The following is a 13,867-nucleotide window of genomic DNA, read 5'->3' as shown; positions in this document are numbered from 1 at the left end:
GGGCATGGCGGAGGGTTCGGAAGTCAGAAGTTGTGGCGGATGCCGGTGGCGAGCACGCGCACGTCGTTGCCGCTGTTGGCCACCACCGGGATGGTTGCGAGCGAGGCCGAGGCGCCGTGCCGGTTCAGCAGGCGCAGCCAGCGCGCATAGACCACGGTGCGCTTGCTCAGGTAGTAGTCGTAGCCCAGCGTCCAGGCCAGCTGCGAGCGTTCGCTCTCGGTCACCTTGCGCTGCGTGGCGCCGAAGATCAGGTTCGAGGCCGGCGTCACGTTGTAGGTGGCGCCCAGGTTCACGAGCTTCGCGGTCGGCACGTTGGGCAGGCTCGAGGCGTTGCGCACGTAGCTGGCGTACAGCTGCAGGCCGATCGAGGGCAGCTCGTAGGAGCCGGTCAGCGCCTGGTAGGTCGTGGTGGCGGGCGAGGCCACGGGCGCCGCCGCCGAGCCCGAGCGCGCGCGCTGGAAGGCATAGGCGATGTAGTAGGGCTTGCGCGCCCAGCCGATGTTGCCGCCGTAGACGTTGCCGCTCTGGTGGCTCGGCGCGCTCGATTCGCCGGGCGCGTAGGCCAGGTCGGCGAAGAACTCCATGCTGGCCGGCGTGCGGTAGCGCACCATGTTGCTGGCGCGGGCCGCGAAGGGCGTGAGGCCCGGTTGCGCGTCGGTGGCGGCCACCAGGTTGATCGGCGAGAACACCGAGTTCAGGCCGTAGGGGTCGGCCTTGAACAGCGCGTAGAACATCGGCGTGTACATGCGGCCCGCGTCGATCTGCCCCCACGGCGCCGAGAACCCGACGAAGGACTGCCGGCTGAACGACATCGCGGGGCCCGGCAGCGTGCCGTTGCCGGTGTCGGGCGCAAAGCCGCTCTCCAGCGTGAAGTGCGCGCCCAGGCCGCCGCCCAGGTCCTCGGTGCCGCGAAAGCCGATGCGCGAGGCGGTCTGGCCGCCGTCCTCCAGCCGCGTGGAGGAGGCGGGGCCCGACCTGGCGTGCGCCACGTACAGGTCGAGCGTGCCGTAGACGCTCACGGTGCTTTGCGCGGACGCAAGGGCGCAGGCCGCGAGCGCGAGGGCCGCGGTGGCTGTCTTCTTCATTTGGGTTGTCTCCGGTGTGGCCGGTCGCCTGCGGGTGCAGGGCGGTGCCGCCTGTGTGCTTGTCGATGTCCGGGGCTTACGATAGAAATGAAGGGCCCCCGAATCTGTCAACGCTTTGACAGATTCGTGAACACCAGGGCAGGGAGAACCCGCTGACCCGACCACCTGCAACCACCCCTCCCGACGCCGAAGACAGCGCCGAGCTGCTCGACCGCGCGCTGCGCTGGAACGAGCTGTTCTCCCAATGGCCCGACGCGCGCCGCGCCGAGCTCATGAAGTCGGCGCGGCTGGTGCGCTACCGCCGCCGCACGCAGGTGCTGGCGCGCGACCGCCACAAGCGCGAGCTGCTGGCGGTGGTGTCAGGCTGCCTGGAGATCAGCAGCATGAGCCCGCAGGGGCGCAAGTACGTCAACGCGCTGCTCGGGCCCGGCCAGGTGGCGCCGCTGGTGCGCCTGCTCGAGGACGTGCCGCTGCCCTATGACTACCACGCGCACGAAGACTCGGTGATCGTCCACCTGCCCAGCGACGCCGTGATCGCGGTGCTCGACGCCGAGCCCGCGCTGTGGCGCGGCGTGGCCCGGCTGGGCCTGAAGCGCCAGCGGCTGAGCGTGGTGCTGCTGCAGAACCAGATGCTGAACTCGGTGCGCGGGCGCGTGGCCGCCACGCTGATGAGCGTGATCCATTTCTACGGCATGCAGGTGGAGGCGGCGGCGAGCCTGCCGGTGCGGCTGTCGCAGAACGACCTCGCGGCGATGCTGGGGCTGTCGCGCCAGACCATCAACAAGGAGCTGGGGCGGCTGGTCGCGGAAGGCGTGATCGACATGAGCTACAAGCGCATCCGCATCGTGGACCCCGACCAGCTCGCGGTCATCGCGACCGGCACCGGGCCGCAGTGAGCGGCGCGCACCGCCGCGCGCAGGCTCAGGGGTGGATCTTCTCGCCCTTGGCGAGCATCTCGACGAACTGCGCGATGCGCCGGGCGCGCGTCTCGGGCTTCTTCGCGCCCTGGGTGCGGAACAGCACCGCGAAGCGGTTGCGCGCATCGAGCGTGGCGAAGAAGGCCTTGGCCTTGCGGTTGGCGTCGAGCGCGGCCTGCAGGTCGGGCGGCACGGTGGCCACGCTCGGGGCGTCGTAGGCTGCCTCCCAGCGGCCGTCGGCGCGGGCGCGCTCCACCTCGGCCAGGCCGCCGGGCTGCATGCGGCCGTCGTCGATGAGCTTCAGCGCCTTGTCGCGGTTGATCTTCGACCAGATGCTGCGCGCGGTGCGCGGCGTGAAGCGCTGCAGGAAGAACTGCGCGTCCTGGCTCTTGCGCTGGCCGTCGATCCAGCCGAAGCACAGCGCGATCTCCAGCGCCTCGGGGTGGTCGACGGAGGCGATGCCGCTGGCTTTCTTCGCGATGCGCAGCCAGACGCCGGCGTGGCTCGCATGGTGTTTCTTGTACCAACGCAGCAGCGCGGCGGCGTCGGCGCATTCCAGCGGCGTGTCGTCGACGATGCGGTCGGTCTTGACCGCGGTCTTCTTCGCCGCCGGGCTCATGGCACCCACCAGTAGCGCAGCGCGTGGAAGTAGATCGGCGCCGCGAAGATCACCGAGTCGAGCCGGTCGAGCATGCCGCCGTGGCCTTCGATCATGGAGCCCCAGTCCTTCACGCCGCGGTCGCGCTTGATGGCCGACATCACCAGCCCGCCGAAGAAGCCCAGGAGGCAGATCATGAAGGCCATGAGCGCCGCCTGCCACGGGTTGAAGGGCGTGGCCCAGTACAGCGCCGCGCCCATCGCGGTGGCGCTGGCCACGCCGCCGATCAGGCCTTCCCAGGTCTTCGACGGCGAGAGTTCGGGCGCCACCTTGCGTTTGCCGAAGAGCTTGCCCCACACGTACTGCAGCACGTCGCTGCCCTGCACCACGATGACCAGGAAGGCGATCAGCAGCAGGTTGCGGCCCTCGAAGCCCGGGATCTGCAGCGTGAGCAGCGCCGGCACGTGGCTGATGCAGAACACGCACACCATCAGGCCCCACTGGATCTTCGAAGTGCGCTCCAGGAAGCGCTGCGTGTCGCCGCCCACGGCCGCCAGGATGGGCAGCAGCAGGAAGGCGTAGACCGGGATGTAGATCGAATACAGCCCGTACCAGTCGATCCAGATCAGGAAGTACTGGCCCGGCAGCGCCACGAAAAAAGCCAGCGCGATCGCGCCGTGGTCGCCGCGCCGCGTGTAGGCCAGGCTGATGAACTCGCGCAGCGCATAGAACGAGATCAGGTAGAACAGCACGATCACGCCGCCCTTGCCGAAGGCAAAGGCCAGGCCGATCACCGCCACCATCACCCACCATGCATTGACGCGCGAGTTCAGGTTGTCGATCACCGAGTGCGGCTGGCCGTGCGCCACGCGCCACTTGAGCAGCGCGCCGATGGCCGAGGCCAGCACGAGCACGCCGAAGACGCCGCCGAAGAGCTTGAAGGTGGTCCAGGCGAAGGGGGACATTTCGATCACGAGGCGGTCCCTCCGTTGGGTTCGATGCGGTCGTACTCCGGGCGCAGGTCGAGCATGGCCGTGCGTGCGCGGGCAAGGAAGGCGACCTTGTCTTCGCCTTCCTCGAGCTGGATCGGCGCGCCGAAGCGCACCGTGCAGGCCAGCGGGATCGGCACCAGCGTGCCCTTGGGCAGCACGCGCTTGAGGTTCTCGATCCATACCGGCACCAGCCGCACGGTGGGGCAGGCGCGCGCCAGGTGGAAGAGGCCGCTTTTCAGCGGCAGCAGGATGTCGTCGCCCGTGTTGCGCGTGCCCTCGGGGAACATGATGAGCGAGTCGCCGCCTTCCAGCGCCTCCTTCATCTGGTCGACCGGGTTGCCGCCCTGGCCCGAGCCGTCGCGGCGGATCATGAGCGCGTTGAACACGTCCTTGCCGATGAAGTTGCGCAGCTTCGAGGCCTCCCAGTAGTCCTGGCCGGCCACGGGCCGCGTGAGCGCGCGCAGGTCGGAGGGCAGCGTGGCCCACAGCAGCACGAAGTCGCCGTGGCTGGTGTGGTTGGCGAAGTACAGCGTCTGCTCGGCCTTGGGCGTGGTGCCCGCCCAGATGGCGCGCACGCCGGTCAAAAGGCCGGCCGCGCCGATGATGAGCTGGCCCGCCACCACCGCGAGCCCGCGGCGCACGATGGCGCCGGGGCGGGCGCTGTCGTTGCCGTCGCCATTGCTGCTGCTGTCGTTCTTGTTGTTGCCGTTGTCGTTGTTCAAGCGAGTTCCTGTGTCATGAGGGCGAGCAGGAAGAGCGCGTTCTGGCAGGCGATCACGATGGCGTGGCGCTGCATCAGTTGGCGGGTTCCCTGCACGCGGTCGGCGAGCGCGCGGGCGTTGGGCTGCGGCGGCGGGTCGCGCAGCCCGAGCACCGACAGGGCGTTGTCCATCGCGCCCAGCGAGGCGATCTGGCCGTTGGCCAGGCCTTCGAACAGCGCCTGGTCCAGCCGCAGCCGGAAGGCGAAGTAGCGTTCGAGCACACCCAGCACCATCACCGCGGCAAAGGCCAGGATGGCGGTGTTCGAGAGCCCGCGCAGCGTGAGCGCCAGCACCAGGGCGGCGATGCAGGTGAGCGCGAAGCCCCAGAGGGCGAGCATGGCCGCCGCGCGCAGCAGGCCGGCCAGGGTGGTGCAGGTGGCGCGTTCGTTGTCAGTCATGGCGGGAAGGGGCTGAGTCAGGCATGGGGGCGAGCGCGGCACGCCAGGCGGCGTGCAGCACGATCTGCGGGCGGGCGCGGCGCACGGCGTCTTCGGCCTGTGCCAGGCCGTTGTCGCGGCCCAGCCAGGCGACCACGGCGGCGGCGCTGCGCGAAAAGCCCAGCGCGCAGCAGACCCACACGGCCGAACCGTCGGCCGCCGCCGCGCGGCGCTGGCCTTCGATGACGGCCGCGGCACGGCGCAGGCGCACGGGTGGCGGCACCACGAGGTCGAGCAGCGGCACGCAGCGCGCACGGGCGAGCGGCACGCCGGCCGGCAGTTGCAGCTCGGCGCACAGGCTCACGAGCCGGGGCTGGCCGGCGGCGAGCCATTCGGCCTGTGTGGGGCGACGGCCCAGGCGCAGGCCGGGCACCACCTCGACCGAGGCCGGCAGCTTGCGCGTCCAGAGCCACACATTGAAGGCCGCGGCCAGGCGGTAGGGCGCGAACAGCCAGCGCGCCGCCCAGCCCATGCGGCCGTGGCCGTCCATCTGGAAGCCGCGCGCGCCGAAGCCGAGGTAGTTGAGCGCCACCAGCGCGAGCGCCGCCGCCGGCCAGGCCAGCCACAGCGCCACGCCGCCGGTCGCCAGCGCCGCGAACAGGCACAGCGCCGCGCCCACGGCATAGAAGCCCGCGAGCTTCAGCCGCTGCGGATCGCGCGCCAGGCGCCACGCGCGCAGCATCGACACCCGGCGCGCCATCGGCCACAGCCACACGCAGAAGATGCCCAGCAGCGCGCCGGTCGGGATGTCGATGAAGTGGTGCTGCCAGGTCGTGAGCACCGAGGCGCAGATCGCGAAGGCCCACACATGCAGCACGAGCCGCGCCCACAGCGGCCGGATGAAGCGCCGGTACCAGTCCCACAGGATCACGGCCAGCGCGATGTGCAGCGAGGGCGCCTGGTTGTAGGGCTGGTCGAAGCCGCGCAGCGCGTTGAACAGGAAGGCCGGCGCGCCCTCCACCGGCGGCTGGCCGAAGCTGAAGTGCAGCGGCCAGAGGATGAAGCAGGTGCAGGCGATGAGCGTGGCGCTCACCAGCCGCAGCGCATGCCGGTCGAGCGTGTGGCGGTCACGCGCCAGGAACAGCGACAGTGCGTAGAAGACGTTGATGGTCCAGTACGGAAAGATCGTCCAGGCCCAGAAGGGCACCTGCCGCTCCCAGTCGAAGGCCATCGAGGGCACGCTGGCGCGCGTGGTGGCCCACCAGTTGGCGAAGCCATACGTGGCGTAGAACAGCGGCCCCAGAAACACCAGCCACGCGGCGGCGCGTTTCCACGGCCGGGGCGCGCGCCGGGCGGTCATTGCGCGACGCGCACCGCCAGCGACACCGTGAAGATGCCCCACTCGTCCACCCGCTGGTCGATCTTGCGGAAGCCTGCTTCTTCGACCAGCTGGTCCATCTCGGCCTGCGTGCGCCGGCGCATCACCCAGGCTTCGCCCTGGCGGTGGCTGGTGAGCGCGCGGGCGATCATTTCGAGCTGCGGGTGCCAGGGCTGGCCGGTGTAGACCAGGTAGCCCCGGTCTTCCACGGCGTCGCCCACGCCCGCCAGCGAGCGGCGCACCATCTCGTTGTCGGGGAACAGCTCGTACAGGCCCGACACCACGGCGAGCGTGGGCCGCGGCGTCACGCTCGCCAGGCTGATGCGGTCGAAGGCGTCGGCCTGCACGAACTGGGCGACGTCTTCCAGGCCCTTCTCGGCGATCAGGGCCGTGCCGTCGCGCACGTTGATGTCGCTGTAGTCGCGCAGCAGGATCGAGCTGGCCTTCACCGGGCTGGCCAGCACCGCGTCGAGCACGTAGCGGCCGTGGCCGGCGGCGATGTCCATGAGCCGCACCTCGCGGTGCATCTCGACCAGCCGCTCCATCGCGATGCGCAGCAGCTCCTCGACGTGGATCTTGCGCTGGCGGATGCCGCGCCAGCCGATGGAGTCGAGGTAGGTGCGGTCGACCGAGCGGCCCAGCGCGCCCTTGCCCTGCGGCTGGTTGCGGTAGACGTAGTCGAGCGTGCTGCCCGAGTCGAAGCCGGTGGCGTGGCCCAGCGCGATGCCGCTGGACAGCGCGCCGCCCACACGCAGCCCGCCGCGCGTGATCGCCCAGTAGGCGCCGCGCGGCGACAGCGGCGAGAGCGGTTCGGCCAGCGCGCGCGACTCGTCGGCCGTGTTGCCGCGCAGGTGCGCCTCGCGCAGGTCGACCGGCACGGCCGGCTCGTCGAAGCGCTGCAGGATGAATTCGCGGATCGACGCCACCGCGGGCGCCCGGTCTTTCTCGCCCAGCGTGTCGTGAAAGAAGCCCGGCAGCACCGTCTTCGTCTTCACGGCGCTGCCCAGCCGCTCGAAGAACTGGTGCTGCGGCTTGTGGTGCACCACCCAGTCGGCGCCCGAGATGAGCAGCTGCACCGGCAGCGTGATCGCGTTGGCGTCGGCCACCACGCGGTCGGCCGCCTCGTACAGGCCCAGCAGGATGTTGACGGCGATCGGGCGCGAGATCAGCGGGTCGTTCTTGTAGCTCTCGATGCGCGCGGGGTCGTGGGTGAGGAATTTCGGCTTCACGTAGCTGTTCACGAAGAACAGCCCGCGCAGCTTGTGCATGAGCGCCAGCCCCGGCCGCGCGAACGGCACGTAGAGCTTGACCTTGAAGGCCGGCGAGGCCAGCGTGAGGCCGCGCACTTTGGGGGCGTAGTCGTGCGCCCAGGTGGCGATCAGCACCGCGCCCACGCTCTGCGCCACCACGTGGATGTCGTGCTCGGGCACGCCGTGGGCGGCGGCGATGTGCTGCACGAAGGTCTGCACGTCGCGCACCGAGGTGCCGAAGCTGGGGCTGTAGCCGCGCTGGCCCGGCGAGAGGCCGTGGCCGCGCGCGTCCCAGGCGAAGAAGTCGAAGTCGGGCAGGTTCAGCTCGTCCACCAGGTGCGCCATGCGCGCGCCGTGCTCGTGGCCGCGGTGGAACAGCAGCACGGCGCCGCGCCGCGCGGCGCCCGTGGCCGGCCAGTAGCGGTAGAACAGCGATTCGCCGTCGTGCGTGCGGAAGTGGTGCTCGGCGGCGACGCGGGGTGTGGAAAGGGTCATGAAGAAGGGTCTTCTTTATTTATTTGTATGGGGGTGTTTCAGGCGGCGGGCGCTTCGGCTTCGGCCAGGGCGCGGCGGATGCGGTTGACGACCGTCCAGGCCACCAGCGCGGCCACAAGCGGCATCAGCAGGGCGGTCCAGCCCGGCAGCGGCCCGCCGAGGGCGACATACAACCCGAGTGCGCCGAACACGAAGGCCCGGTCGCTCTTGCCCATCGGCCCGTCGTAGCGGCGCGAGGCGCCCACCGTCGGGCCCAGCGCGCCGGCGAATTCGCTCAGCCCGGCCAGCACGATGACCGTGCCGACCCAGAACGGCGCGAACGGCGCCACCAGCGCGAAAGGCAGGTAGAGCGCGGCGTCGGAGACCACGTCGGTGAGTTCGTTGAGGAAGGCGCCCAGCCGGCTTTGCTGGTGGTGTTCGCGCGCCAGCATGCCGTCGATGGCGTTGAAGGCCATGCGCAGGAACATCCAGGCGGGGATCAGGCCGAAGGCCGCCAGCGAGGGCGCGGCGAAGAACAGCCAGAGCCCGAGCCCGACCGACACCGCGCAGGCCGCCAGCGTCACCTGGTTGGCCGTCACGCCCATCGCATGCAGCCGGACCACGAGCGGTCGCAGCAAGGCCTGGAAACGCGGTTTCAGTTCGTAGATGGACACGTTCTGACTTCCCTCTCTTGTTATGTTCTGCAGGCATTCTGCCAGTGTGAAACATGGCCCCCACGCTCGGCACTTCGCGCTCTCGCGGCCCCCCGAGGGGGCGCTCGCTCGCTGGGGGCGGCCCGGCGCAGCGCTCGGACTAAACTTGCCCCCGAAGACCCACCCCCAATGACCATCCAGACCGACGATTTCGCCCCCGCCCCGCAACGCGTGGTGTCCGCCGCCCCCGCCTCGCCCAACGAGGAGGCGATCGAGCGGGCCCTGCGGCCCAAGCTGCTCGACGAGTACGTCGGCCAGGCCAAGGTGCGCGAGCAGCTCGAGATCTTCATCGGCGCGGCGCGCAAGCGCAAAGAGGCGCTCGACCACGTGCTGCTGTTCGGCCCGCCGGGTCTGGGCAAGACCACGCTGTCGCACATCATCGCGGCCGAGCTGGGCGTCAACCTGCGCCAGACCTCGGGCCCCGTGCTCGAAAAGCCCAAGGACCTGGCGGCGCTGCTGACCAACCTCGAGCCCAACGACGTGCTCTTCATCGACGAGATCCACCGCCTGAGCCCGGTCGTCGAGGAAATCCTGTACCCCGCGCTGGAGGACTACCAGATCGACATCATGATCGGCGAGGGTCCCGCGGCGCGCAGCATCAAGCTCGACCTGCAGCCCTTCACGCTGGTGGGCGCCACCACCCGCGCCGGCATGCTGACCAACCCGCTGCGCGACCGCTTCGGCATCGTGGCGCGGCTGGAGTTCTACACGCCCGAAGAACTGGCGCTCATCGTGCGCCGCAGCGCGGGCCTGCTCAAGGTCGAGACCGACGCCGCCGGCGGCTTCGAGATCGCGCGCCGTTCGCGCGGCACGCCCCGCATCGCCAACCGCCTGCTGCGCCGCGTGCGCGACTACGCCGAGGTCAAGGGCAACGGCCGCATCACCGAAGACATCGCGCACAAGGCGCTGGCCATGCTCGACGTCGACCCGCAGGGCTTCGACCTCATGGACCGCAAGCTGCTCGAGGCCGTCATCCACCGCTTCGACGGCGGCCCGGTCGGCCTGGACAACGTGGCCGCCAGCATCGGCGAAGAGCGCGACACCATCGAGGACGTGATCGAGCCTTACCTCATCCAGCAGGGCTACCTGCAACGCACGCCGCGCGGGCGCATCGCCACGCTCGCGGCCTACCGCCACCTGGGCGTGGTGCCGCCCTCGGGCCGCGCCGACGGCCCGGACCTTTTCGGCGCCTGAAGAGAATCCCATGCACACCCACGACCTGAGCGCCTGGCAGCACGACCATCATTTCGGCGCCGGCAACGCCGCCGCCGAACGCAGCACCCGCCTCGTGATGTGGATCACCGCCGCCATGATGGTGGTCGAGATCGGCGCTGGCTGGTGGTTCAACTCCATGGCGCTTTTGGCCGACGGCTGGCACATGAGCTCGCACGCGCTGGCCATCGGCCTGAGCGCCTTTGCCTACGCCGCCGCGCGGCGCTACGCCCGCGACCCGCGCTTTGCCTTCGGCACCTGGAAGATCGAGGTGCTCGGCGGCTTCGCGAGCGCGCTGCTGCTGCTCGGCGTCGCCGCGCTCATGGTGGTCGGTTCGCTGGAGCGGCTGTGGTCGCCCGTGGCCATCCACTACCCCGAAGCCATCTCGATCGCGGTGCTGGGCCTGGTGGTGAACCTGGTCTGCGCGCGGCTCTTGGGGCATTCGCATGACCATCACGGCCATGACCACGGGCACGGCCATGACCACCACGGTCACGACCACGCGCATGGCCACGACCTGAACCTGCGCTCCGCCTACCTGCATGTGGTGGCCGACGCCGCCACCTCGGTGCTCGCCATCGCGGCGTTGCTGGGCGGCTGGTTCTACGGCTGGTCCTGGCTCGACCCGGCCATGGGCATCGTCGGCGCCGTGCTCGTCGCCGTCTGGGCCAAGGGCCTGCTGAAGGAAACCGGCAAGGTCCTGCTCGACCGCGAGATGGACCACCCCGTCACCGCCGAAATCCGCGAAGGCGTCGAGACGATGCTGGCCGACTCCGAAACCCGCGTGGCCGACCTGCACGTCTGGCGCGTCGGCCGCGATGCGTACGCCTGCGCGCTCACGGTGGTGACGCATTCGGCCACGCTCACGGCGGACCAGGTGCGGGCGTGCTTCTCGATGCACGAGGAGATCCGGCACTCGACAGTCGAAATCCAGCGCTGCACGGACTGAGACGCCGGGTTGCTTTGTCGAACCAAGGCTGGAATCCATGACCCTCGATGCGTCCCCCGAAGCCGTGGTGCAGCGCCAGCTGGCCGCCTACAACGCCAGGGACCTCAACGCGTGGCTGGCCACCTACGCCGAGGACGCCAAGCAATTCGAACTGGCAGGCAAGCTGCTGGCGGCCGGCCACGCCGAGTTGCGCGCCCGAACCGCGATTCGCTTTGCCGAGCCTGACCTTCATGCACGCCTGTTGCAGCGCTCGGTCATGGGGCATGTCGTTGTCGATCACGAGGTGGTGACGCGCAACTTCCCGGAGGGGATCGGCACCGTGGAGATGGTGTGCGTCTACGTGGTCCGCCAGGGCCTCATCCAGACGGCATCGTTCGAGATCGGCCCGCCGACGATGGGGCGCCCGGCCGACTAGCAGGCCGGGCTGCGCCTTCAGAAGCAAGTCAGGCCGTCGGCCGCCGGACGTGCCGCACGATCAACATCTGCGCCACGTAATAGGTAGACAGCACCCACAGCGACGCCAACGGCAGCGGCGCCACGAACCGGTTGATCGCCAGCAGCGCATCGCTCAGCATGAAGAAGCAGGCTCCCACCGCCACCCACAGCGCGGCCGGGTCGCTTGAACGCAGCACCGCCGCACGCCCGATGGCCTGCGCCGCCATGCAGGCGATCACCACCACGTAGAAGCCGACCGGGATGCGCAGCGCCACCGGCAGGCCGCCCTGCCACAGGAAAGCGTACATGCCCGCGCCGATCAGCAAGGTGGCCGCGAGCGCGCGGGGCCGCGGAAACAGCCCGACGCCGATGCGGAACAGCGCGATGTACGCCAGGTGCGCGAGCAGGAAGCACACGAGCCCGGGCACGAAGAGGCTCGCCGGTCCCATCAGCAACACGTCGCCCGCGAGCGAGAAGACCAGGCCCGCCAGCAGCAGCGCATCGAAGCGCGTCATGCCGCCGGGCTGGCGTTGCGCGCGGCGGGCTGCGAAGGCAATGGCGATGGTCAGCGCCAATGGCTTGAAGAGGAGGTGCAGCCAGCCGATGCCCAAGGCCGCGCTCGCCGTGGCCAGTGCGGCGGCCTCGACCAGCAGCACCTCGGTGACCGAGAGCCGCCCCTGCAGCACCGCGCCCACGGCCCACAGCCCGGCCGTCAGCGCGGCCAGCCAGACGGCGGCCTGCGGCAGCGGCACGGCGTCGGAGTACCAGAGGAACACCGTCACGCCGGCCAGCAGCGCGAGGAACTGCAGGCCTGCGAACCACTGCACGCCGCGGCTCACCACGGGCTCGTAGCGCGTGACCTTCGCGAGGTCGAAGGCGGGCTTCGGGTAGCGCGTCGCCACGTCGTCGGGGCGCCAGCCGGGCGGTTTGAACCACACGCGCAGCTTGTCGGACCAGCGGCGCGCATGCCATGAATCCCTGGCGAGCGCCCAGTAGACCTCGGCGTTGGCCCACAGCGGGTCCCAGCTTTTCAGCTCGCCGCGCGTGCCGTACACGCAGCGTTCGTCCTCCTCGCGGAAGGTGCCGAAGAGACGGTCCCACACGATCAGCACGCCGCCGTAGTTGCGGTCCAGATACGTGTCGTTCACCGCGTGGTGCACGCGGTGGTTCGAGGGCGAGCAGAACCAGCGGTCGAACCAGCCCAGCTTGCCGACCTGCTCGGTGTGGACCCAGAACTGGTAGAGCAGGTCGATGAGCGCCACCACGACGAACACCAGCGGCGGCACGCCGGCCACGGCCATCGGCAGGTAGAAGAGCCAGCCCAGCAGCGCGCCGCTGGAGGTCTGGCGCAGCGCGGTCGACAGGTTGTAGTGCTGGCTCTGGTGGTGCACCACGTGCGCGGCCCACAGCACGGCCGACTCGTGGCCCATGCGGTGCAGCCAGTAGTAGCAGAAGTCGTAGAACACCAGCGCCAGCAGCCAGCCGTACCAGGTGGTCCAGAACTCGCGCGCCGCCTCTTGCGGAAAGAGCGCCACCGCCGAATACACGGCGGTGTAGATGCCGATGCGCAGAAGCCCCGTGAGCACCGCGCTGATCTGGCTCAGCATGCCCAGCCCGATGCTGTTCACGGCATCGGCCAGGCGGTAGGTGTCCTGCCCGGTGCCGCGCCGGGCACGCGCGCGGCCGACCGCGAACTCGATCGCGATCAGCAAAAAGAACACGGGGGACACGAGAACGATGATCTGGCCAGAGCGCATCGTCCGATTGTGGCGTTGCCCCGGTGCCACGCGTCACCGGGATGTCACGGAGTCGCCATCGTGCGGTCATGCGCGGATGCGAACCTGCCGGACCATGCAACGCGACGACGCTTTCCTTCGCGCCTGGCGCGACACCGCGATCCAGCCTCCCGAGCCGGAGGACGACGATGCGGCGCGTCCGGCGCTGCGCTATCGCACCCTCTGGATCTCCGACCTGCACCTGGGCACGCCCGGCTGCCAGGCCCGGGCGCTGCTCGACTTTCTCAAGCACACCGAGTGCGAGACCCTGTTCCTGGTCGGCGATATCATCGACGGCTGGCAGCTCAAGCGCCACTGGTACTGGCCGCAGGCGCACAACGACGTGATCCAGAAGCTGTTGCGCAAGGCGCGCAAGGGAACGCGCGTGATCTTCATTCCGGGCAACCACGACGAGTTCGCCCGCAAGTACCTGAACCACAACTTCGGCGGCATCGACGTGGCCGACGAGTGGATTCATGAGACGGCCGACGGCCGCAAGCTGTGGATCATCCACGGCGACCTGTTCGACGGCGTGATCCAGTGCGCCAAGTGGCTGGCCTACGTGGGCGACTCGCTCTACGAGTTCACGCTCAAGCTCAACCGCCACCTCAACTCGCTGCGCGCGCGCATGGGGCTGCCGTACTGGTCGCTCTCGAAGTACCTCAAGGGCAAGGTCAAGCGCGCCGTGAGCTACGTCGGCGACTTCGAGAACGCCGTGGCCCGCGAGGCCCGCAACCGCGGCGCGCAGGGCGTGGTGTGCGGCCACATCCACCACGCCGAGATGCGCGACATCGACGGCATCCTGTACTGCAACGACGGCGACTGGGTGGAAAGCCTCACGGCGCTGGCCGAGCATGCCGACGGCACGCTCGAGATCATCGACTGGGCGCAGCACATGCCGGTGGCGGCCAAGGCGGCGCCGGCGCGCGAGGCTGTCGCGGCCTGAGCGGC

The 13,867-nt window shown here is 69.9% G+C and carries 14 protein-coding genes; 5 read left to right on the top strand and 9 right to left on the bottom strand.

Going from position 1 to position 13,867, the window contains the following annotated elements:
* Positions 1–23: 23 nt before the first annotated feature.
* Positions 24–1,085 (bottom strand): porin, encoded by a 1,062-nt coding sequence (locus tag AC1RAA_RS18675; RefSeq protein WP_492730736.1) that lies wholly within the window; start codon positions 1,083–1,085, stop codon positions 24–26.
* 272 nt (positions 1,086–1,357) lie between these two features.
* Here AC1RAA_RS18675 and AC1RAA_RS18670 point away from each other — a divergent pair, with 272 nt between their 5' ends.
* On the top strand, positions 1,358–1,981 hold the full coding sequence (locus AC1RAA_RS18670) for a Crp/Fnr family transcriptional regulator (protein ID WP_223301435.1): 624 nt from the start codon (positions 1,358–1,360) through the stop codon (positions 1,979–1,981).
* A 25-nt stretch (positions 1,982–2,006) separates the two neighbouring features.
* Here AC1RAA_RS18670 and AC1RAA_RS18665 read toward each other — a convergent pair whose 3' ends face one another.
* The 7 genes from AC1RAA_RS18665 to AC1RAA_RS18635 all read right to left on the bottom strand — a co-directional run bounded on the left by AC1RAA_RS18665 (position 2,007) and on the right by AC1RAA_RS18635 (position 8,506).
* Positions 2,007–2,621, bottom strand: coding sequence for a YdeI/OmpD-associated family protein (locus AC1RAA_RS18665; protein ID WP_492730738.1), 615 nt, complete (start codon positions 2,619–2,621; stop codon positions 2,007–2,009).
* A complete protein-coding gene (locus AC1RAA_RS18660; protein WP_172438312.1) occupies positions 2,618–3,565 on the bottom strand; it encodes a phosphatidate cytidylyltransferase in 948 nt (315 codons plus the stop codon). Before AC1RAA_RS18660 ends, AC1RAA_RS18665 begins: the two co-directional genes overlap by 4 nt.
* A gap of 5 nt (positions 3,566–3,570) precedes the next feature.
* On the bottom strand, positions 3,571–4,236 hold the full coding sequence (locus AC1RAA_RS18655) for a lysophospholipid acyltransferase family protein (protein WP_307638135.1): 666 nt from the start codon (positions 4,234–4,236) through the stop codon (positions 3,571–3,573).
* 74 nt (positions 4,237–4,310) lie between these two features.
* On the bottom strand, positions 4,311–4,751 hold the full coding sequence (locus AC1RAA_RS18650; protein ID WP_062482724.1) for a hypothetical protein: 441 nt from the start codon (positions 4,749–4,751) through the stop codon (positions 4,311–4,313).
* Complete coding sequence (locus tag AC1RAA_RS18645; RefSeq protein ID WP_492730740.1) at positions 4,744–6,090, bottom strand: phosphatase PAP2/dual specificity phosphatase family protein; 1,347 nt, start codon at positions 6,088–6,090, stop codon at positions 4,744–4,746. The genes AC1RAA_RS18650 and AC1RAA_RS18645 overlap by 8 nt, the downstream gene beginning before the upstream one ends.
* Positions 6,087–7,853: a bifunctional alpha/beta hydrolase/class I SAM-dependent methyltransferase gene (locus AC1RAA_RS18640; RefSeq protein WP_492730742.1), complete on the bottom strand. Its 1,767-nt coding sequence runs from the start codon at positions 7,851–7,853 to the stop codon at positions 6,087–6,089. Before AC1RAA_RS18640 ends, AC1RAA_RS18645 begins: the two co-directional genes overlap by 4 nt.
* Before the next feature lie 38 nt (positions 7,854–7,891).
* Positions 7,892–8,506: a CDP-alcohol phosphatidyltransferase family protein gene (locus AC1RAA_RS18635; RefSeq protein WP_492730744.1), complete on the bottom strand. Its 615-nt coding sequence runs from the start codon at positions 8,504–8,506 to the stop codon at positions 7,892–7,894.
* A gap of 168 nt (positions 8,507–8,674) precedes the next feature.
* On the opposite strand from AC1RAA_RS18635, the gene ruvB reads away from it, so the two are divergent.
* The 3 genes from ruvB to AC1RAA_RS18620 are packed head-to-tail and all read left to right on the top strand — an operon-like array spanning position 8,675 to position 11,121.
* Complete coding sequence (gene ruvB, locus AC1RAA_RS18630) at positions 8,675–9,739, top strand: Holliday junction branch migration DNA helicase RuvB (RefSeq protein WP_062482092.1); 1,065 nt, start codon at positions 8,675–8,677, stop codon at positions 9,737–9,739.
* A gap of 10 nt (positions 9,740–9,749) precedes the next feature.
* Positions 9,750–10,706: a CDF family Co(II)/Ni(II) efflux transporter DmeF gene (dmeF, locus tag AC1RAA_RS18625; RefSeq protein ID WP_492730746.1), complete on the top strand. Its 957-nt coding sequence runs from the start codon at positions 9,750–9,752 to the stop codon at positions 10,704–10,706.
* 37 nt (positions 10,707–10,743) lie between these two features.
* A complete protein-coding gene (locus AC1RAA_RS18620; RefSeq protein ID WP_492730748.1) occupies positions 10,744–11,121 on the top strand; it encodes a nuclear transport factor 2 family protein in 378 nt (125 codons plus the stop codon).
* 28 nt (positions 11,122–11,149) lie between these two features.
* Here the strand turns inward: AC1RAA_RS18620 and AC1RAA_RS18615 are convergent, their stop codons facing one another.
* On the bottom strand, positions 11,150–12,898 hold the full coding sequence (locus AC1RAA_RS18615) for a lysoplasmalogenase family protein (RefSeq protein WP_492730750.1): 1,749 nt from the start codon (positions 12,896–12,898) through the stop codon (positions 11,150–11,152).
* Between the two features lie 94 nt (positions 12,899–12,992).
* On the opposite strand from AC1RAA_RS18615, the gene AC1RAA_RS18610 reads away from it, so the two are divergent.
* On the top strand, positions 12,993–13,862 hold the full coding sequence (locus AC1RAA_RS18610; protein WP_492730752.1) for a UDP-2,3-diacylglucosamine diphosphatase: 870 nt from the start codon (positions 12,993–12,995) through the stop codon (positions 13,860–13,862).
* Positions 13,863–13,867: the final 5 nt, after the last annotated feature.

The organism is Variovorax sp. GW823-FHT04F07, from assembly GCF_058795995.1.
Note: the sequence above shows the minus strand (reverse complement) of the source record. Positions and strands in the feature narration are given on the sequence as shown.